Below are 19,008 nucleotides of genomic sequence, written 5' to 3'. Positions count from 1 at the left end.
GAACCCGCCGCTGTCGCAGGCAGTGAGTTGGCGTGCCCGGCGATGCGCACCGGGCTCCGGAGGGGGCGGGGCCACGTCGGGTTCCAGGTGCCGGATATATTCGCACGGCCGTTCGCCCGACACTCCATGAGGAGCACTGTTCCGTGGACTCGCAGCACCCGCCGTACCCATCGTCGCTCACCCCGACGCCCGTGCCATCGCAGCCGTCGCGGCGGTCGCTCAGCAAACTCGCGGTCGTGGCCCTGGTGTTCGGGCTGCTGGTCTTCGTGCCGGTGGTCGGCATGGTGGTGGGGGCCATCGCTCTGACACAGATCAAGGACACGCGCGAGCGGGGCAAGGGCCTGGCCGTCACCGGACTGGTCCTCAACGCCCTGAGCACGGTGGTCATCGCCGTCGTCCTGGCCACCAGCGCGTTCACCGCGTTCGTGACACGCGTCGACGAGGGCGTCAAGGAACGGGCGCGGAACTACGGAAGCACCTCCCTCCACAAGGGCGACTGCATCGACACCCCCGGCGACGACCTGGAGGACACGATCGCGAACGTGGGCACCGTGCCGTGCTCGCAGGTGCACACCGCCGAGGTCGTCGGCGTCTTCACGTTCGACCTTCAGGGCGGCTACCCGGGCGAGGACTACATCGTCGAGAAGGCCGAGAGCCGGTGCTGGAAACTGACGACGGCCTACGCGATGGACACCTGGGCGGTGCCCGGGGACGTCGACATGTACTACTTCTCGCCCAGCAGCCAGAGCTGGGATGGCGGCGACCGTGAGGTGACCTGCCTGTTCGGCAAGGACGGCGGCCCCCTCAAGGGCTCGCTCCGGCAGGACGCGACCATGCTCGACGAGCACCAAGTCGCCTATCTGAAGGCCGCCAACACCATCAACGACGCCAAGTCCGAGGCTCCGGAAGAGGAGAACGTCGAGGACAACCTGGAGGCGTACAAGCAGTGGGCGGACGACGTCACCCTCGCCCTCGACGAGGAGGCCCGCATCCTGGGCGGCCACAAGTGGCCCGCCGCCGCCGAGCCGCACGTCACCGCGCTCAAGGCGGAGATCGACGCGGCCCGCGCGCACTGGGTGAAGGCCGCGAAGGCGAAGGACGCGGACACCTACTACGAACACTACGAAGCGGCCGAGAAGCTGTCGGGATACGACGAGGCGGTCAAGGCGCGCAAGGCACTCGGCCTCGCCACGACGGACGGGTCGGACGGGTCGGCGAACACCGAGGCGTGATCAGCCCCGGCTCGTAGACGAGGGCGACGAGTCGGGTGGCGGCGGGCACCCGACACGAGGCGGAAGGTCCTGGCGCGGCGGTGGCGGCAGCGGCTGCGGCGCTCTGCGCGGGAGACACGGTCCTCCCGGCAGGTCCGCCGGGAGGACCGTGACGGGCCTCTTCGACGCCGGAAGGCGGTGTCTTCCGCCCGGGCACGACGGCGCAATCCGGCCAGTTGTTCGAAACGGATTGCCCGCACGGGCACCAGCTGTCACCGTCGTGCGCGGCCGCCCGGCGGCCACTCGACCCGGTCGCCCGCCAGATGATCCGTCGAAGGAGTCCTCCGCAGCCATGAGAAGCCTCTTACACCTCCCTGCCCCAGGCGCCAGACCCGGCTGGCGCGCCCGGATCGTGAGCATCGCGGCCACCGCGGCGATCCTCACGGCAGCCACCCTGATGGGCGCCGGCCCGGCGATGGCCGCGCCGGCGCCCATCAAGCTCACCTCGGCCTCCTGCCCGACCGATATCGTCCAGGGCCAGGTGAGCGGCTGCGTCGCCGAACTGCAGAACCTGCTCAACGCCCACGGCGCGGGCCTCACGGTGGACGGCGAGTTCGGGCCGAACACGCTCTACGCGGTGCGTGAGTTCCAGGCCGCCACCGCGATCGCCGTGGACGGCCGGGTGGGCCCCCAGACCAAGAGCAAGCTGTACGCGACCGGGGGCACCGCGCCCGCACCGGTCAACCTCACGTCCTCCTCCTGCCCGGCGAACATCGTGCAGGGCAGCAAGAGCGGCTGCGTCACCGAACTCCAGCGCCTGCTACGGCACTTCGGCTACCCGGTGAGCGTGGACGGCGACTTCGGGCCGGAGACGTACAGCGCGGTCCGCAGCTTCCAGTCCTCGCACGGCCTGTCCGTCGACGGCGAGGTCGGCCCGAACACCAAGCGGGAACTGTACGACACCGACGAGGCACCGTCGACCGGCCTGGACCTGCGGTCCTCGTCGTGCCCGGCGAACATCGTGGAGGGCCAGACCGGCGGCTGCGTCGCGACCCTGCAGGCGCTGCTCAACGGCCAGGGCCAGCACCTGGACGTCGACGGCGAGTTCGGTCCCGCGACCCTGGCGGCCGTGAAGTCCTTCCAGTCCTCGCGCGGCCTGTCGGTCGACGGCGAGGTCGGCCCGAACACCAAGAACGCCCTGTACTCCAACATCGGCGGTGGCGGCGGCAGCGGCGCCCCCGCCCCGATCAACCTGAACTCCGGCTCCTGCCCGACCGACATCGTCAAGGGCCAGCGCAGCGGCTGCGTCACCGAACTGCAGAGCCTCCTCAACCACCACGGCGCCGACCTCGCCGTCGACGGCGACTTCGGGCCGATGACCGACAGCGCGGTGCGGGACTTCCAGGCCGAGAAGGGTCTCGCGGTCGACGGCAGGGTCGGCCCGAACACCAAGGCCGCCCTCTACGGCGCGGTCACCCCGCCCACGTCTCCGCCGCCCGGCGGCGGCTACGCCAAACTCCTCGACGTCGCCGCCTCCGAGGTCGGCACGGTCGAGGGCAGCGCCCGGGCGAACAGCTACGGCGTGGCCGTCGGGCTCTCCCTGTCCACCAACAACTACGCCTGGTGCGCGACCTTCGTCAGCTGGGTGGCCAAGCAGACGGGTGCCACCTCCTACCGCAACAGCTACGTCTCCGGCTGGGTGAAGCAGGCCCGGGCCGGCAACTACCACCTGTCGGTGACGACCAACCCGCAGCCCGGCGACATCGTGGCCTTCGACTGGAACGGCGGGAGCAACTTCAACGACGGCCAGGAGCACATCGGCATCGTGCGCACGGTGAGCGGCGGTTCCTCCTTCACCACCGTCGAGGGCAACACCGGCAACCCCAACGGCGGCAAGGACGGCGTCTACGTCAAGAACCGCGGCACCAACCTGGGGTACGACGTGGTCTTCATCCGGGTCCGCTGACCGACGGCACGTACGGAAGCGGCGCCGCACCCGCGACCCGGGCCGGGTGCGGCACCGCTCCACGTCGAGGTCGCGTGCGCCACATCGTGCCGGTGTCCCGAAAGGCAAGAGGACTTGATACAGCCTAGATAGTCATCTGGCCGAGGCTCTTGCGTCATCCCTCGAGACTCCTCTGCCGAAGTGGCCGCCTACCGTGGATGGACCCGTGGCCGCCGCCTCACTCGGCGTCCGATGGCCCTAAGGTCTGTCCGGCGGATCATGGACGACGTGTTGCCGTTCCCGATGCTCTGAGCGGTCATTGCGCGACAGGTCTTTGATCGGCGCCGACGGTGTGAGGCAGAAGGGCGGAGGGCGTGCTGGGGCGGTCTGTTGCTTCTATCTCGTGGGGTGTCATCGCACTCCTCTTCTTGGGCACCACGGCGTATGCGGTGTTGCTCGGCAGCCTGGAGTTGGGCCTGGTCGGGGAAGCGGAGAACATCCCGATCGCGGCTTGCCAAGAGAAGGACGGGGGCCGGGGCGGCCCCTACGTCGAGTGCACTGGAGATCTGGCACAGAAGGCGCCCGATGCGGGCGTGACCCGGGTGACTGTGCGTTTCGACTACAGGCCAGGCCGAACGGTGGACGTCGTCAAAGCTCCGTGGGGTTCATGGCTTCCGATCGAAGACGGCGCCGTGGCATGGGCCACGCGTCTGCTGTTCAGCGCGCTTCCGCTAACCGCAGCGGCCGTGTGCTGCCGGCTGGCCGTACGAGCAGCGAGGAAGCCAGAGAGCGTAGAAGGGGCGGCCGGGCCGTCTCTGGGCCGTCCGGCGTCGACCGAGGTTCACCAACTATGACAAGTAATCACGGCAACAGCTCAGTTCAGCAGGGCATAAGAACGCGTTGGTCCAGGTGGGAGATGGACCGCACCACTCCCAGAATGCTGCAGGTTCTGCTCGTTGCCGTCCGGCAACCGCGTGGCCGTCCCCTGAATGGACTTGCGGCGACCGTCCAGCATCAGGCCCCGCAGGTAGCAGTCACTCTTGGCCCGCTGATCCCTCCTCGGCACCAAGGCGAACACATCAGCCATGAACTGCGCTAACACCGCCTGAACCTGCCCTACTTGGTATGCGTCCACACACGCAACATGCTCCCGAACAGGCCCGGCGGAAGGACCTGACGGAGTCCTGCTAGAAGGGAGGGTCGTTGGGGCCACGGTCGGCCTGAATGGCCGCGTCCCGCCGGCGGCTGGCCGCGTGCTGTTCGGCGAGGGAGGGCATTCCGGCGATGGCTTCGGCGGCGCGGCCATGCCGGATGAGCAGTTCGGCCACTTCCGACGGCAGCAGTTCGGCGTCCGCCCGCAGCAGGGCGAGAGCCTCCTCAAGGCGCCCCATGTCTTCCAGGATCCACGCCTTGCTGACCGTCAGGCCGTACATGTCCGGCGGCCGCGTCTCGGCGTAGGCGAGGGCCTCCTCGCGTCGGCCGGCCTCGCCCAGCAGCCAGATCCGGTTCGGGCCGAACCAGGACGGGTGCTCCTCGGCGAACTCGGCACTGCACTCGTCGAGGAGCGCCAGGGCGTCGTCCAGCCGTCCGGCTTCATTGAGCAGGTGGATGATGCCCTCGAAGAGGCAGGCGTCGTGGTACTCGAACGTCGGGCGACCCACCTCGACGGCTTCCTCGATCTGGCCCTGGCGGCCCAGCAGTTCGATCAGAGGCCAGCGGAAGCGGTCCGGATACTCTGCGGCCGCGATGAAACGCCGCAGCACGGCCTCGGCCTCATCGGCCTGCCCGTCGTCTTCGAGCGCCCGCGCGTAGTACGCGAGCGTGTCACTCGCACGCGCCCCGGTGCCCAGCACGCGCAGTTCCTCCAGGCGTCCGTGGCGCCGCAGGAGATCGGCGTAGGCGATCAGTGTGTTCTGGACCACGAAGTGCCCGGCTGCGATGTCTGCCCCAAGTATCCGTACGGCCTCGTCGACCCGGCCCGCACGCTCCAGGACCTGGGCTTGGAGGTCTTGCGCGTTGCTGGGGCGCAAACCCCATCGCTCCTCGCCGCGGGCGCTGCGGGCCCGCTGAGCTCGCGGCGCGATCAGCTCCAGGACCTGCTCATCACGACCCTGGCCCTCTGTCAGCTGGACGAGGGTGGACAGGATCCACTCCCCGTCCAGGTGCGGCGTGAGCACGGCGATGGCCTCGTCCAGCCTCCCCGCCTTGGCCAGCAGTTCCGCGAAGTCGTGGCACACCCACTGCGAGGCTAGGCCGTCCTCGTCCGGGCGGACGGCGTCCAGCGCCTGCTGCACTTTCCCGGCCTCGAACAGGACCTCGGCCCTCTCCCAGCGCGCCCGATTCCACCCGGCCTCGATGAACGGCTCCAGCACGTCCAGGGCTCGCTCGACCTCGCCCGTACGGGACAGCTCGCGAGCCGCAGCCTGGGCGCAGAACCATTCCCCCTGCTCCGATGCCTGAACCAGCAGCTCCACCTCCCCCCGCTCCACCAGCATGGTGACCAGGCGAGGAGATATTCCGCCGAGTGTCCGTGACTGCCACTCAAGATCATCAAGGTTCACGAGCCTGAGCGTATGGGCGGCCACTGACAATGAGCCTCTGAGCTTGTTCTGCCGGTGTCCACAGACTGCCCGAGGCGCCGGAACCTTACGGGGCCATGATCACTCGCGCCGAAGCAGCTCCCGGCCAAAGCCGTTCCACCGACCTTGTTGCTTGTGTGTCACGCCGACCGGGCTGCCCGACGATGGCACTTCCCCTCTACCACTCGCCTGGCCGGATCCAAGAAGGGCCGTTCCCCACTGCGGTCTGGGACGGTCCGATCGCTGCCGGGTTCAGCGCCGACGTGTGCTGGGAGTCCAGGCCTATCAGGTGCGAGGAAGCAGGTTCCGATCCAAGACCTGTTGGCCTTTGATTCCCCCTGCCCGGCCCCCTACGTTCGAAGTAGTCGACCGGTCGCCGAGCCAGCACCGGTCGTAGCATCGCTCCGATCCGACACGAAGGCAGAACACCGGCATGCGTATCACCACCCTGGGCGCCCACGGACCTGAGGCCGGCGTCATCGGCCTGGGCGCCATGGGCATGAGCTTCGCCTATGACATGGCCACCCCGCGTGACGAGGCCACTTCCGTCTCCGTCATCCACCAGGCCCTCGACCTGGGCGTGACCCTGATCGACACCGCCGACGTCTACGGCCCCTACACCAACGAGGAACTCCTCGGCCGCGCCCTGGCAGGCCACCGCGACCGTGCCGTCCTCGCCACCAAGGTCGGACTGGAGTCCATCGACCCCACCGGCGGCCCCGGCGGCTCACCGCTGGTCAAGCCCAACGCCCGGCCCGAGCACATCCGCGCCGCCATCGACGCCAGCCTGCGCCGCCTGGGCACGGACCACGTCGAGCTCTACCAGCTCCACCGCGTCGACCCCGACGTCCCGATCGAGGAGACCTGGGGCGCCATGGCCGAGGCCGTCACCGCCGGCAAGGCCCTCCACCTGGGCCTTTCCGAGGTCAACGTCGAGCAGATCCAGCGCGCCCAAGCCATCCACCCGGTCACGACCGTGCAGTCCGAGTTCTCCCTGTGGACCCGCGACGTCCAGGCCGAGGTCCTGCCCTACTGCACCCAGCACGGCATCGGCCTGCTGCCCTACTCGCCCCTGGGCCGCGGCTTCCTCGCCGGCCGCTTCGCCTCCTTCGACGAACTGCCGGAGAACGACCAGCGACGGCGCCTGCCGCGCTTCCAGGACGACAACCTGCGGGCCAACCTCGACATCGCGGCCAAGGTCCGCGAGGTCGCCGACCGGGCCGGCGCCACCCCTGCCCAGGTCGCCCTCGCCTGGCTCGTCGCCCAGGGCCCGCACGTCGTCCCCATCCCCGGCACCAAAACCCCGAAGTACCTCGCCGGCAACGCCGGCGCCGCCGACGTCCGCCTGTCCCCGGCCGACCTCGCCGACCTCAACGCCATTCCGGCCCCCGTCGGCGCCCGCTACTGACCGGGCCGCCCCTGGTGCCAACCGGCAGCGACCAAGAATGACCACGAGGGCGCGGGGCAATACCGCGCCCTCGTGGCGTGCCTTGCGTAACCCCAGGTAAGAAACTCCGGCCATACGGGTTCCCTGGAGAGGCTGGCCATCGAGCACGATGGGAACGTCCCCGCCCGCATTTTGCTGGACAGACGGAGCTCCTGGTCTGTCCCGAGCGACATGGGCAAACGGGCTCATCTTGTTCTGACGGCGCGATGGGGGTGGCTGTGCACGCCGCTCGATTCCGAAGAGAATCCCGATCGCAGCCCCCGTGTACCGCTGCTCCGTTTCACGCAGTAGCCAACCCCGCCTCCTTGGCAGTCGCGGTGCCACTGCTGCTTCGCCACGGGATAGAGGGGCTATCGCCGATCAGGGAGCCCTGGGCAGAGCTCGACACATTGGCTTCGGGCCGTCGTGGGGCCGTTCGAGGCGAGCCGACGACACGCAACGATGACAACCCCTCGACAGTCGCGATCCAGCTCAGAGGGATGATCGACAATCGCACCGCAGGTCGCAGGAGCAGCGCACTACTTCCAGGAGAACTGATCCGGCTAGAGCCTGTCTTCGGCATTTGTCCGTGAGATCGTCGTGCCCGTGATCGAGTCCTGGGTGATCGATGACGGCAGCACCGTCGCGTACCTTCTGAGGTGGTGCTGGAGACGCTTCGAGCGAGGATCGATAGTGGGCAGCTTGAGACGTGGCTGACCAGTTCATCCGGACGATTGGTGGCCTTCGTGACGAACACCGAACGCGCGATGGTTATGCTGCTCGACGGAGAGGGCGACCCTGGTGAGCATGCCGTGGACCCGGGAGCCCACGGGTCGAGCGGGGGGTTCGGCCCAAAGCCGCTACGTCGCCCTCGGTCCGATGGCCAGCAGGCGGTTGGTCCTGAGCGGCACCGGCGGCCTGCTACGAATGACGGGGCCGGTCGGTCCGCGTAAAGACGCCGGTGACCGTGTGCCCTGGGACGAGATAGCGGTCGGTGTTAGGCAGTGACACTTCCACGAGACGTCCCTCGCACAGCGTCCATAGACCGAAGCAGTCGTCCTCTTCGTCCTGGATGAGCACCTGCACCGAGTACGGGTCGGGCCACGGCAATGACTCCAGATAGGCGAGCAGCCCGTGCCAGTTCAGCCGCATGATCTCTACGGCCCAAGCATCGAACCAACTTCCGCCGATCGACTCGAAGCATTGATGCCACTCTCGACCCTCATCAGGCCGAGTGAGCGGCTCCATGACCTCGTGCGCGTCCTTGGCGATGACGATGACTTGGGCGAATCTGCTCACCGGGCGAGTATTTCGAAACGCAGCTGGGGCTGTACAGCAGCGAAGTACGGTAACCACCGTGACCGAGAGCGACCGGCAGCAGCCCCAAGCAACCGCTGACGTGCCAGGCAGACTTCAGCGACCGTCGCGCCCATAGTTCGCATCGAGGGGTTCAGGCGTGCCGCGGTCGTGCCACATGAGGTGGTGCCGAGCGTGGAGCCACGGGGAACAGCGGTGAGAGCGCCATTTTGCCCTAGGTCAGCGGCAGCCCAGGTGAGGCATGATCAGCAGCCTCGGCCTTCCAAACTGGTGCCACCAACAGCAGCGGCGTGTTCCTGGCATCTACTGCCGGATCACTCGATCCACTCCGCTTCGACATCGTCGGGGACCCAGGGGAACGGTATCCACGGGTGCCTCGCGGGCCGGTGGGCATCGAGGTCGAATGCGAGAACAGCGTCGACGAAGGCGCGAGGCGGCAGATAGCCATGGTCGACAACGTAGTGGCCGATCAGTCTCGGGGCCGCAAAGGCAGCACCGGACACGCCCGGGACGCGGATCTCGCCGCTGCCCCAACTGGCGCTGTGGTTACCGGGCCGCGATGTGTACCACGGGTGCGGATCGTCGAACGGGATCTCGCAGAAGTCGCAGGGGTGGATGCCGAGCATGAGATTGATCGCTTGCGCCTCGATGATGGCCAGCAGATTGTCCGTGAAGCCGACGGGGGCCGGCCCGGATGTCCAGGGCTCGTCCCCGCTCAGCCAACCGACGTTGAGGCGCTCATACGGCGGCTGAAAGCACACGAATCGCAGGCTGTTGGGGTCGGGGTCGGGGAACGTGTCGCCGTCGTTGGTGTACTCGTAGCGGCTGAGATCCTCGTAGAACATCGACTCATCAGACCACCATTGCAGCCGCTGTGGCCAGCGAGTTCCCGGTGGCGACGGCTGAGTGTCCAACTGCACTACAACGGCCCCGCACGTGCGCACACAACCAGGACGCTCGCGGACGTTCCGCCCAGGTCACGAGCGGTTCGGCCGCAGGTGGCAGGGTCGCTCGCATTACTTCGGGACGAAGGGGCGCGTTCGAGTAGCTATTGCCGTCCGCGCCGCCACCAGCGTCGACGCGAGCGAGGTATGGAAGCTTGCAGGAGACGGATTTCAAGACTGCGGGCCACGGCACTGAGCCTCAGCCGACCGAGGAGGGCCACCCTTCCCAGCCCCTGAGCAGTGGCCTGTCAGCCGCGTCACTAGGGTGGCTGGCCACCGACCTCAAGGGGAGTCCGCCATGGGTGTTCATCCCGACGTAGCCGTACTGCTGGATCTCGTGCCCACAGACTTCGCCGGCAGGGAGCAAATCGACTGGGCTGCAGCCGAGGTTGCGCTCGAAACGAGGCTTCCGGCTGACTACAAGTCCATGCTGGACGTCTACGGCATGGGGGATATCGGAGACCTCGTCATCCTTTCCCCACTCCCGAGTGACGTGCGCGGGTGGGAGTCATGCCACATGGGCGGCATGACAGCCAGTCTGCGCTGGCTGTGGGAAGAGGAGAATGGCATACCAGGGGTGACGCTCGGGGCCGAGGCGGTGCTGCCCTGGGGTTCGGGCATGAATGCCAACGAGATGGGCTGGCTCACGAACGGCCCGGATCCCGACAAGTGGCCTGTCATTGCTTGGCGACGCCAGCACTCCTGGAAGGAGCGGCCCTGGGCCTTGTTCGACTGCGGCATGGTGCAATTCATCACCCGCATGATGCTCGGCCAGTTCGACTCCTGTCCTCTCGGTGACGCATCGCTGTGGAAGCAAACAGGAACGTTCGTCAGCTGGCGCGAGCAGCGTCGCCGACTCATCGCCGGGCTGGACCCACAAACCGGCGAGCCCAACCCATATGCCGAGATGTATCCGATCACCGAGGACTGGCCGTAGCCCCGCGTAAGTCAAGACGGCCGCGCCAAGACAGCGTCCCGGGCAGCTGATCCTTGGGCAGGGCGGTGACGGCGCGGTCGGGGGCTCGGGTCCTCCCCCGGCGCTGATGCGGACGCCTGGGCAGTCCAAGTGCGAGAAGGCTCCCGCCGTGGTCGGGCGGGACACTGTGAGGCGCGGGCGACGAATCCGGGGCGTGGGGTCGTTCTGCTTCAATGGTTACGATATGACTGATCTGATCTTGAGCGGGGCGCCGCTGGACTTCGAGCTGGTGCGGGCCGCTCAGGCAGGCGATGCGGGTTCTCTGGGGCTGCTGCTCGCCAGGCATCAGGCGACCATGCACGGAGTCGCCCTCGCCATGCTCGGTCACAGCCCGGATGCCGAGGACGCGGTGCAGGAGGCGGCGCTCATCGCGCTGCGGCGCATCGGGGATCTGCGGGATCCGGACGCCGCCGGACCGTGGCTGCGCATGGTGGTCCGCAACGTCTGCCGTGCCCAGCTGCGCAAGAGGTCGGCGGTGCCCGTGGCCGAGCTCGAGGGGTTCGTCGCCATGGACCGCTCGGGCGGCCCGCCCGACCCGGCGGACGTGCTGGACGAGCACGTGCTGCAGGACTGGATCTGGAGTGCGCTGGAGAAGCTGTCACCCGCGCTGCGGCTGGTGACCATGCTGCGCTACTTCACGGACGTCACTTCCTACGAGGAGATCGCGCTGCTGTGCGGCACCCCCGTCGGCACCGTGCGCAGCAGGCTCAGCCAGGCGCGTACGAAGCTGGCCGGTGCGCTGGTGAGCATGGGCGACCAGGTCCACGACGACGCCGCCTCACGCACCGCGCGGCACCGCCGTCTGGCCGAGGAGACCATGCTGGCGGGCCATCGCGGCGAGCTCGCCTCGGCGTGGACGGAGTGGCGGTCACCCCGGCTGGAGGTGACATGGCCGACCGGCAAGCACACGGACCTCGCCTACCTGGGGTTCTCCTTCGCCCGCGACGTTTCCGACGGCGTCCGCCAGAAGCTGCTGAACGTGGTGGCCAGTCGCGAGGTGGTCATCTGGGAGGCGGCCATCATCAGCCCGCCGGAGGACCCGTTCCACTGCCCGCCCAGCGTGGTCTGGGTGCATCACCTGGACCGGAAGGGTGACGACAGGCTGCGCCTGTACCACCCGCGCCGCCGCCGGGCCGGCCTCGCAAACAATCTTGAAGGCTGATCGAACCTTTCCGGGGTTCACCGCATCGTGTGGGTATGAAAGCCATCCATCACGAGGCGGAGCACGGCGAGCGTGCTGCCGAGGTGCGCACCGTCGCGGTCGACGGCGTGCGCCAGGTCTACCAGGTCGCAGGTGACGGGCCGGTGTGCCTCGTGCACTCCGGAGGCCCCGGTGTGCACCCTGAGTACCTGCGCGTACCCGCACTGGAACCGCATCTGACCATGGTCTACCTGGACCCCGTCGGATCGGGCGACAGCGACCTGCTGCCGGACGGGGACTACTCCACGTCCCGCTACGCGCGCTTCGCCGCGGCCGTACTCGACGACCTCGGGGCGCCGACCGCCTACGTCCTCGGCCACTCGCACGGCGGTTTCGTCGCGCTGCAGTTCGGCCTCGAGCACCCCGACCGCCTCGACGGGCTGATCCTCTACGACACCGCGCCCGTGTACGGGCCGGAACTGATGGAGGCGGCGTCCAAGGAGATGGCCGTGTTCGTCCAGCGCTGGCCGGACCGGCCCGAGGCGGCCGAGGCGGGGCGGGTGTGGGAGGCCCGGATGTCGGGGACGCTGGGGGTCGTCGACGACGCGTCGAAGGAGCGCTACCTCGGCACCCTCCTGCCCGCCTACTTCGCCGACTACCGCGCGACGGTCGCGCAGGTGGGCAGGCCCACCCTGCGGGCGACCCATGACCCGAATCGGCTCCCGGCCGACTGGGACGTACGGAACCGGCTCGGCACGATCCAGGCGCCGGCGCTGGTGATCGTCGGCACCTACGACTTCATCTGCCCGCCCCGCTTCGCCTACGAGATCCACGCCGGCATGCCGGACGCGCGGCTGTGCGAGCTGACCGCGAGCGGCCACTTCGGGCACATCGAGGAGACCGAGCGGTTCGTCGCCGCCGTCCTCGACTTCGTCACCACCACCGACAAGGGGAACCAAGCATGAGCACCACCGTGCCGACCGGCCTGGCCGAAGAGACCGAGATCAAGGCATACACCGACTTCGTGACGGGCGCGCCGGCCGAGGTGCTCGGCGCCCTGGGCGTCGGTGCGCGGCAGTTCGGCTCCGCGCGGGCGCTCGCGGTTCGCGAGGACCCGAGCCGCTTCTTCAACCGGGCCGGGGGATTCGGGCCTGCCGAGCCGGTCACGGCGGACGTCGTGGAGCAGGTGTGCGAGTTCTACCGCGCTCAGGGCGTGCCCCAGGGCTCGTTCATGATCGCGCCGTCAGTGCTGCCGTCGGATTGGGCCTCGACCGCGCAGAAGTGGAACCTCACCGAGGGCACCCGTTTCGCCAAGCTCGGCTGCGAGGTCACGGCAGTTCTGGCCGGGGCCGACGGTGTCGCCGCGCTCGACCCGGACCTGCGCGTCGGCCTCGTCGGGCGTGACCAGGCACGCGAGTGGGCCACCGTGATGATGACGACCTTCGGCTTCGCCACGCCGGCCATGATCGACATGGCCGCGGCATGCGTGGGCAGGCCGGACTGGCGGCAGTACGCCGTCTGGGAAGGCGAACGGATCGTCGCGGTCGGCAGCATCTTCGTGAACGGTGACTGTGCCGACATGTTCGGCGGGGCGACGCTGCCGGAATGGCGCGGCCGCGGCGCCCAGTCGGCACTGCTCACCGCCCGCGCCCAGGCAGCCCACGAAGCAGGCTGCCGATGGCTCGTCGCCGAGACCGGGGCGGAAGGCCCCGGCGACCACAACACGTCCCTGCACAACATGAAGCGCGCCGGGTTCGAGCCGCTGTACGAGCGGGTCACCTGGGTGTGGGGCGGGTAGCCGGACCGGAAAGGCCGGACGCCCGCGGTCAGGCCCGAAGCCTGACCGCGGGCGTCTTCGGCCGGCCGGGTCCGGCTGTCGGCTGCACGCCTACGGCAGCGTCGCGGGAGCCGGGCGGCGGGGCCGGAGCTTGGCGGCCACCATGGCGGCGAACACCACGGCCCAGAACGCCGCGGCGATCCAGACCTCCCAGCGGCCCATGCTCGTCATCCACGAGGTGCCGGTCGCGCGTCCCAGCTCGTGCGTGGTGACCGCGTACATGCCGACCGGGAAGACGAGGTTCCACCAGCCGAGGTCGTAGCGCAGCGGAATGCGGCGCACCGCGTGCCGCCATACGCCCAGGGCCAGCAGAAGGGGGATGAGCCAGCTGGAGAACGACCACAGGACGACGGACGACCCGACGAGGAGCGGGCGCGACAGCATGGTGCTGCCCGCGGGGAGTGCCATCAGCCGCACTGCGGCGAGGACGGCGATCGCCGCCGCCCCCATGAAGATCCAGACGGACGTCATGAGGCCTTCCGGACGGACCGGCCGGGCCAGCAGCCTGGCCAGGACGATGGCGGCGGTCAGCAGGTACTGCACCAGACCGACGGCCCAGCACACCACCGCCAGCACCGGCAGGACGTTGCCGGGGGTCACCCGGGCCAGCGCGGCCGCCGCGACCGCCACCGATTCCGATCCCACCGCCCACAGGAACCAGGTGCCGTTCACCTGGTCGAACGAGGGGCCCCGTTTCAGGGTGGTGATGAGCGCGAGCGGAATGCCGTAGTCCAGCACCACCCACCCCAGTGCCCCGAACGCCAGGAACGCCCATGCGACCGTGGTGTGACCGTCGGACGCGAAGCGCGCGGCCAGCACGTTGGCGGAGATGGCGACGGTGAGGAACGCGAAGGCGCGCGGCCCCAGGAAATCCGCGACGAACCGCTCGCGCTGCCGCAGCAGCCGCCAGCCGTAGGCGGGCAGCAGTACCGCGAAGCCGGCCAGTGCCACCCACAGCAGTACGGCGGAGGCGGTGCCGGCGCCGTTGACGTACAGGGCGGTGGAGACGATGCCGGTGCCCATGACGAACGCGAGCGCGCCCGCGTTGAGGTCGGCCACCGCGGCGGAGAGGGCCGCGCGGCGCCCGGAAGGCGCCGTCTCATCGGTCCTGCGGCAGATGATCTTGGCCATCACGCATCCTCCGGCCGCTGACGCGGTAGCAGCATTTTACTGGTTTGTGCATTTCATTGTCTTTCGGGCACCTAGGCGGTCCGGGGGCCGTCGGGCACCGCGGTAACAGCGGCCCGCGCCAGGGACTCCATCACGCTCTCCGCGACGGCCTGTGCGGTCAGTCCCGCTTCCGCGAGGATCTCGGCGCGCGTGGCCTGCCGGGGAAAGCCGTCGGCCACCCCCAGGGCACACACCGGGGTGCGGATGCCGGCCTCCTGCAGGGCCTGGCCCACCGCGGTGCCCACTCCCCCGGTTCGCAAGCCGTCCTCGACCGTGACGACCAGGGCGTGCTCGGCGGCGAGGGCGGGCAGCTCACCGGGCAGCGGCTTGACCCACAGCGGGTCCACCACGGTGACCTCCACACCACGCTCGGCGCAGAGCCCCGCCGCCTCGAGGGCGACCGGGGCCATCGTCCCGACGGCGACCAACAGGACGCCGCCGGAACCGGGGGCCGCCTCACGCAGGACGTCGACCGCACCGACGCGACCGGCCGCCGGGATCGCCGGGCCGACCGCGCCCCGCGGGTAGCGCAGGACCGTCGGCGCGTCCGTGATCGCGACGGCCTGCCGCAACTGCTGCCGCAGCGTGTGCGCGTCACGGGGAGCCGCGATCCGCAGGCCGGGGACGGCCTGGAGCATCGCCAGGTCCCACAGCCCGTTGTGGCTGGGTCCGTCGTCACCGGTGACTCCGGACCGGTCGAGTACGAGGGTCGCACCGAGACGGTGCAGGGCGAGGTCCATCAGCACCTGGTCGAGTGCGCGGTTCAAGAAGGTGCCGTAGAGGGCGATCACCGGGTGCAGTCCCGCCATCGCCATCCCGGCGGCCGAGGCGACCGCGTGCTGCTCGGCGATCCCGACGTCGAAGAACCGTGCCGGATGGCGTGCGGCGAAGTCGTTCAGACCGACCGAGCCGGGCATGGCCGCGGTGATCGCCACGACGTCCGGGTGCGCGTCCGCCAGCTCCACCAGTTCCCGGCCGAACACCGCCGACCAGGTCGGAACGGCGGGCCGCAGGGGACGTCCCGTCTGCGGGTCGATGGCGCCGATGCCGTGCAGATGGTCCTCCTCGTCCTCCTCGGCGGGCGCGTATCCGAGCCCTTTGCGCGTGATGCAGTGGACGACGACGGGCGCGCCATGGGCCTTGGCCCGCTCCAGGGCCGCTTCCAGGGCGGGGATGTCGTGGCCGTCGACCGGGCCGAGGTAGTGCAGGCCCAGCGCGCCGAAGAGCGAGTGCGGCGTCACGGCGTCGGTGGAGCCGTCTGCGAGGCCTGCACGCAGCCCCTCCTTGATGCCCTCCTTGGCGGCGTGCAGGGTGCGGTGCAGCGCCCGCCCGGGCGTCCCGGCACCGCCGAGGGCCTGTTTGCCCCAGCCCGCCAGACGCTCGTAGCCCGCGTGGGTGCGCAGGGCCGCCAGGTGCCGCGCGAGTCCGCCCACGGTCGGTGCGTACGAACGGCCGTTGTCGTTGACGACGATCACCACGGGCCGGTCGGGGGCCTCCGCGATGTTGTTCAGGGCCTCCCAGGCCAGTCCGCCGGTGAGCGCTCCGTCGCCGACGACGGCGACGATGTGCCGGTCCTCCCCTCCCGCGAGCTGTCCGGCCTTGGCCATGCCGTCGGCGTACGACAGGGCCGCCGACGCGTGGGAGTGCTCGATGTGGTCGTGCGCGGACTCCTCCCGGCTGGGGTACCCCGACAGGCCGCCGCGCTGCCGCAGGCCGGTGAACTCACCGGCCCGCCCCGTCACGATCTTGTGGACGTACGCCTGGTGCCCGACGTCCCACAGCAGCCGGTCACGCGGGGAGTCGAAGACCCGGTGCAGTGCCAGGGTCAGCTCCACCACGCCGAGGTTGGGCCCCAGATGGCCGCCTGTCGCGGCGACGTGCCGGATCAGGAACTCGCGGATCTCCCCGGCGAGCCGGACCAGTTCCGGATGGCTCAGGCCCCTCAGGTCCGCGGGCCGGTTGATCCCTGCCAGCAGGCTCATGCCGCTGCTCCTCATCGATGCCGCTGTGCCGTCGGCGGATGCACCCGCCGCTCGGACCGACCTGTGCGGCCCCATCGCCTTGACGACGGTAGATCCGGGAGGGCACGGGAACGGACGGTCCTGCGTGCCACGGCGGCCTCACATCAGGACATCGGCCCGGCGGCCGCCCGCGGGCCGCCCGTCGCCGCGTCACGGAGCGCGCACGCACCACGCGGTGTCCTGATCCGAGGGCTTCTTGTCCCCCCGCCCGCCATCAGCTGCGTGGGCAAGCCCGGTTATGTCTGTAGGGCCGCGAGCTCGCGGCCGGTGAACCCACCCCGGGGAAGAAGCATGACCGACCGCCATCCGGCCACCGCCACACGGCAACCTCCGCCCATCCTGTGGAGCCTGGGTCTGCTGCACGGCGAACTGCGGGCGACGCACGGCCTGTCGCTCCACGACTACCTCATTCTCGGTGCCCTCGCGGAGGCCGAGGGGCGGCCCGTGCCCCTGACGCGGCTGTCGGCACTCCTGCGTGAGACGCGGACCCGGATCGCCTCCCTGCTCACAGGCCTGGAGGCGGCAGGACTTGTCGAACGCAGTCGTGGGACCGGAGATCGCAGAACGATCGAAGTGACCCTGACCGAAGCAGGACGTGCCAGGTTCACCGACGCCGAGCGGGCCGCACACGAGCGGCTGCGCCGGCATTTCGTCCTGTGACCGGTGCACCCGCAGCGGTCGTCAGCAGGGCACACCGAGGCCTGTCGACGAGCCCCGGAAGAATCTTGGGCGGTGATGTCGAGAACCCGTGGCCGGCTCCGTCCCCGGGGTGAAGGCGGCCACAATGGGTCGCACCGGCACCAGGGAGAACCACGATGGCCAAGTACCTGCTCCTCAAGCACTACCGCGGCGCACCGGCCGCCGTGAACGACGTGTGCATGGACCAGTGGACGCCCCAGGAGATCTCCGACCACGTCCAGTACATGCAGGACTTCGCCGCCCGCCTGGAGAAGACCGGCGAGTTCGTCGACGGCCAGGCCCTCGCCCCCGAAGGCACCTGGGTCCGCTACGACGGCGAAGGCCGCCCACCCGTCACCGACGGCCCCTTCGCCGAGACCAAGGACCTCATCGCCGGCTGGATGGTCATCGACGTCGACACCTACGACCGCGCCGTCGAACTCGCCGGAGAACTCTCCGCCGCCCCCGGCGCCGGCGGCAGGCCCATCCACGAATGGCTCGAACTCCGCCCCTTCCACGCCGCCCCGCCCACCATCACCGAATGACCACCCCCATCGACGAGGCCCGGCTCCGCAGCCTCACGCCGGGCGTCCTCGCCGTCCTCGTCCGCCGCGGAGCCGACTTCGCGGCGGCCGAGGACGCCGTCCAGGACGCGCTGGTCGAGGCCGTCCGCGTCTGGCCGGCCGACCCGCCCAGGGACCCCAAGGGCTGGCTGGTCACCGTGGCGTGGCGCCGGTTCCTGGACGCGACGCGGGCGGACACCGCCCGCCGCCGCCGTGAGGACCTCGTCGACCGGGAACCGGACCCCGGGCCCACGCCCGCGGCCGACGACACGCTCCAGCTGTACTTCCTGTGCGCCCACCCGTCGCTGACGCCCTCGTCCGCGGTCGCGCTCACGCTGCGCGCCGTGGGCGGGCTGACGACCCGCCAGATCTCCCAGGCCTACCTGGTGCCCGAGGCGACCATGGCGCAGCGCATCAGCCGGGCCAAACGCACCGTCTCCGGCGTGCGGTTCGACCAGCCCGGCGACGTCGCCACCGTGCTGCGCGTCCTCTACCTGGTCTTCAACGAGGGCTACTCCGGCGACGTCGACCTCGCCGCCGAGGCCATCCGCCTGACCCGGCAGCTCGCGGCCGCGATCGACCACCCCGAGGTGGCGGGGCTGCTCGCCCTCATGCTGCTCCACCACGCCCGGCGGGCCGCCCGGACCGCGCCCGACGGCAGCCTGGTGCCGCTCGCCGAACAGGACCGCGGCCGGTGGGACACCGGGGCCATCGCCGAGGGCGTCGGGATCCTGCAGGCGGCACTGGCCCGCGACCGGCTCGGCGAGTTCCAGGCGCAGGCCGCCATCGCGGCACTGCACGCCGACGCGCCCACCGCCGAGGAGACCGACTGGGTGCAGATCGTCGAGTGGTACGACGAGCTGACGCGCCTGACCGACAGCCCGGTCGTCCGCCTCAACCGCGCGGTCGCCGTCGGCGAGGCCGACGGACCGCGCGCCGGGCTGGCGGCGCTCGCGACGCTGGACGACTCGCTTCCCCGGTACACCGCGGTGGCGGCCCACCTCCACGAGCGCGACGGCGACCTGACGACGGCGGCACGGCTGTACGCCGAGGCGGCCCGCAAGGCACCCAACCTCGCCGAGCGCGACCATCTGACGCGCCAGGCCGCCCGCCTCAACTCCCGCCGTGGTGGCTGACGGTAGGTGGATGCGGTAGCCCGGTGCTCCGGCCCGGGAACCGGTGCCGGGATGAATCTCGGCC

15 protein-coding genes and 1 pseudogene are annotated in these 19,008 nt (G+C 70.0%); 10 read left to right on the top strand and 6 right to left on the bottom strand.

What is annotated here, in order from left to right; translation table 11 throughout:
• Positions 1-143 precede the first annotated feature (143 nt).
• Together ACFV3E_RS12170 and ACFV3E_RS12165 are read left to right on the top strand one after the other, a co-directional pair.
• The gene (locus ACFV3E_RS12170; protein ID WP_500534597.1) at positions 144-1,232 is read left to right on the top strand and encodes a DUF4190 domain-containing protein; all 1,089 of its coding nucleotides are present in this window, start codon (positions 144-146) and stop codon (positions 1,230-1,232) included.
• 331 nt (positions 1,233-1,563) lie between these two features.
• On the top strand, positions 1,564-3,177 hold the full coding sequence (locus tag ACFV3E_RS12165) for a peptidoglycan-binding protein (RefSeq protein ID WP_500534596.1): 1,614 nt from the start codon (positions 1,564-1,566) through the stop codon (positions 3,175-3,177).
• A 919-nt stretch (positions 3,178-4,096) separates the two neighbouring features.
• Here ACFV3E_RS12165 and ACFV3E_RS12160 read toward each other — a convergent pair.
• Positions 4,097-4,291: pseudogene (locus ACFV3E_RS12160) on the bottom strand (transposase); the annotation flags it as partial.
• Positions 4,292-4,343: 52 nt separating this feature from the next.
• On the bottom strand, positions 4,344-5,651 hold the full coding sequence (locus tag ACFV3E_RS12155; RefSeq protein WP_500534595.1) for a tetratricopeptide repeat protein: 1,308 nt from the start codon (positions 5,649-5,651) through the stop codon (positions 4,344-4,346).
• Between the two features lie 517 nt (positions 5,652-6,168).
• On the opposite strand from ACFV3E_RS12155, the gene ACFV3E_RS12150 reads away from it, so the two are divergent.
• Positions 6,169-7,143, top strand: coding sequence for an aldo/keto reductase (locus ACFV3E_RS12150; protein WP_500534594.1), 975 nt, complete (start codon positions 6,169-6,171; stop codon positions 7,141-7,143).
• Positions 7,144-8,082: 939 nt separating this feature from the next.
• On the opposite strand, the gene ACFV3E_RS12145 is transcribed toward ACFV3E_RS12150, so the two are convergent.
• Positions 8,083-8,460 (bottom strand): hypothetical protein, encoded by a 378-nt coding sequence (locus tag ACFV3E_RS12145; protein WP_500534593.1) that lies wholly within the window; start codon positions 8,458-8,460, stop codon positions 8,083-8,085.
• A 332-nt stretch (positions 8,461-8,792) separates the two neighbouring features.
• Complete coding sequence (locus ACFV3E_RS12140) at positions 8,793-9,323, bottom strand: DUF7919 family protein (protein WP_500534592.1); 531 nt, start codon at positions 9,321-9,323, stop codon at positions 8,793-8,795.
• A gap of 397 nt (positions 9,324-9,720) precedes the next feature.
• Here ACFV3E_RS12140 and ACFV3E_RS12135 point away from each other — a divergent pair, with 397 nt between their 5' ends.
• The 4 genes from ACFV3E_RS12135 to ACFV3E_RS12120 all read left to right on the top strand — a co-directional run bounded on the left by ACFV3E_RS12135 (position 9,721) and on the right by ACFV3E_RS12120 (position 13,337).
• Positions 9,721-10,359 (top strand): SMI1/KNR4 family protein, encoded by a 639-nt coding sequence (locus ACFV3E_RS12135; protein WP_500534591.1) that lies wholly within the window; start codon positions 9,721-9,723, stop codon positions 10,357-10,359.
• A gap of 223 nt (positions 10,360-10,582) precedes the next feature.
• Positions 10,583-11,560: an RNA polymerase sigma factor gene (locus ACFV3E_RS12130; RefSeq protein ID WP_500534590.1), complete on the top strand. Its 978-nt coding sequence runs from the start codon at positions 10,583-10,585 to the stop codon at positions 11,558-11,560.
• A gap of 35 nt (positions 11,561-11,595) precedes the next feature.
• A complete protein-coding gene (locus tag ACFV3E_RS12125) occupies positions 11,596-12,504 on the top strand; it encodes an alpha/beta fold hydrolase (RefSeq protein WP_500534589.1) in 909 nt (302 codons plus the stop codon).
• Positions 12,501-13,337 (top strand): GNAT family N-acetyltransferase, encoded by an 837-nt coding sequence (locus tag ACFV3E_RS12120; RefSeq protein ID WP_500534588.1) that lies wholly within the window; start codon positions 12,501-12,503, stop codon positions 13,335-13,337. Before ACFV3E_RS12125 ends, ACFV3E_RS12120 begins: the two co-directional genes overlap by 4 nt.
• 90 nt (positions 13,338-13,427) lie before the next feature.
• On the opposite strand, the gene ACFV3E_RS12115 is transcribed toward ACFV3E_RS12120, so the two are convergent.
• Both ACFV3E_RS12115 and dxs read right to left on the bottom strand, forming a co-directional pair.
• On the bottom strand, positions 13,428-14,507 hold the full coding sequence (locus ACFV3E_RS12115) for a tellurite resistance/C4-dicarboxylate transporter family protein (protein ID WP_500534587.1): 1,080 nt from the start codon (positions 14,505-14,507) through the stop codon (positions 13,428-13,430).
• A gap of 71 nt (positions 14,508-14,578) precedes the next feature.
• On the bottom strand, positions 14,579-16,528 hold the full coding sequence (gene dxs / locus ACFV3E_RS12110; protein WP_500534586.1) for a 1-deoxy-D-xylulose-5-phosphate synthase: 1,950 nt from the start codon (positions 16,526-16,528) through the stop codon (positions 14,579-14,581).
• Between the two features lie 330 nt (positions 16,529-16,858).
• Between dxs and ACFV3E_RS12105 the strand changes: the two genes are divergently transcribed.
• The 3 genes from ACFV3E_RS12105 (at position 16,859) to ACFV3E_RS12095 (ending at position 18,944) form a co-directional block, all read left to right on the top strand.
• Entirely contained in the window at positions 16,859-17,227 is a 369-nt protein-coding gene (locus ACFV3E_RS12105; RefSeq protein WP_500534585.1) for a MarR family winged helix-turn-helix transcriptional regulator, read from the top strand.
• Positions 17,228-17,382: 155 nt separating this feature from the next.
• Entirely contained in the window at positions 17,383-17,790 is a 408-nt protein-coding gene (locus ACFV3E_RS12100) for a YciI family protein (protein ID WP_500534584.1), read from the top strand.
• Positions 17,787-18,944: an RNA polymerase sigma factor gene (locus ACFV3E_RS12095; RefSeq protein ID WP_500534583.1), complete on the top strand. Its 1,158-nt coding sequence runs from the start codon at positions 17,787-17,789 to the stop codon at positions 18,942-18,944. The genes ACFV3E_RS12100 and ACFV3E_RS12095 overlap by 4 nt, the downstream gene beginning before the upstream one ends.
• The last annotated feature ends 64 nt before the right edge of the window (positions 18,945-19,008 follow it).

The sequence above is a fragment of the Streptomyces sp. NPDC059718 genome, assembly GCF_042733315.1.
Taxonomy (GTDB): Bacteria; Actinomycetota; Actinomycetes; order Streptomycetales; family Streptomycetaceae; genus Actinacidiphila.
Note: the sequence above shows the minus strand (reverse complement) of the source record. Positions and strands in the feature narration are given on the sequence as shown.

Excerpts from the sequence above, each read along its gene's own strand:
- ACFV3E_RS12165 (WP_500534596.1), top strand. The coding sequence starts at position 1,564 with ATGAGAAGCCTCTTACACCTCCCTGCCCCAGGCGCCAGACCCGGCTGG.
- ACFV3E_RS12155 (WP_500534595.1), bottom strand. The coding sequence starts at position 5,651 with ATGCTGGTGGAGCGGGGGGAGGTGGAGCTGCTGGTTCAGGCATCGGAG.
- ACFV3E_RS12150 (WP_500534594.1), top strand. The coding sequence starts at position 6,169 with ATGCGTATCACCACCCTGGGCGCCCACGGACCTGAGGCCGGCGTCATC.
- ACFV3E_RS12140 (WP_500534592.1), bottom strand. The coding sequence starts at position 9,323 with ATGTTCTACGAGGATCTCAGCCGCTACGAGTACACCAACGACGGCGAC.
- ACFV3E_RS12135 (WP_500534591.1), top strand. The coding sequence starts at position 9,721 with ATGGGTGTTCATCCCGACGTAGCCGTACTGCTGGATCTCGTGCCCACA.
- ACFV3E_RS12130 (WP_500534590.1), top strand. The coding sequence starts at position 10,583 with ATGACTGATCTGATCTTGAGCGGGGCGCCGCTGGACTTCGAGCTGGTG.
- ACFV3E_RS12125 (WP_500534589.1), top strand. The coding sequence starts at position 11,596 with ATGAAAGCCATCCATCACGAGGCGGAGCACGGCGAGCGTGCTGCCGAG.
- ACFV3E_RS12120 (WP_500534588.1), top strand. The coding sequence starts at position 12,501 with ATGAGCACCACCGTGCCGACCGGCCTGGCCGAAGAGACCGAGATCAAG.
- ACFV3E_RS12115 (WP_500534587.1), bottom strand. The coding sequence starts at position 14,507 with ATGGCCAAGATCATCTGCCGCAGGACCGATGAGACGGCGCCTTCCGGG.
- dxs (WP_500534586.1), bottom strand. The coding sequence starts at position 16,528 with ATGAGCCTGCTGGCAGGGATCAACCGGCCCGCGGACCTGAGGGGCCTG.
- ACFV3E_RS12105 (WP_500534585.1), top strand. The coding sequence starts at position 16,859 with ATGACCGACCGCCATCCGGCCACCGCCACACGGCAACCTCCGCCCATC.
- ACFV3E_RS12100 (WP_500534584.1), top strand. The coding sequence starts at position 17,383 with ATGGCCAAGTACCTGCTCCTCAAGCACTACCGCGGCGCACCGGCCGCC.
- ACFV3E_RS12095 (WP_500534583.1), top strand. The coding sequence starts at position 17,787 with ATGACCACCCCCATCGACGAGGCCCGGCTCCGCAGCCTCACGCCGGGC.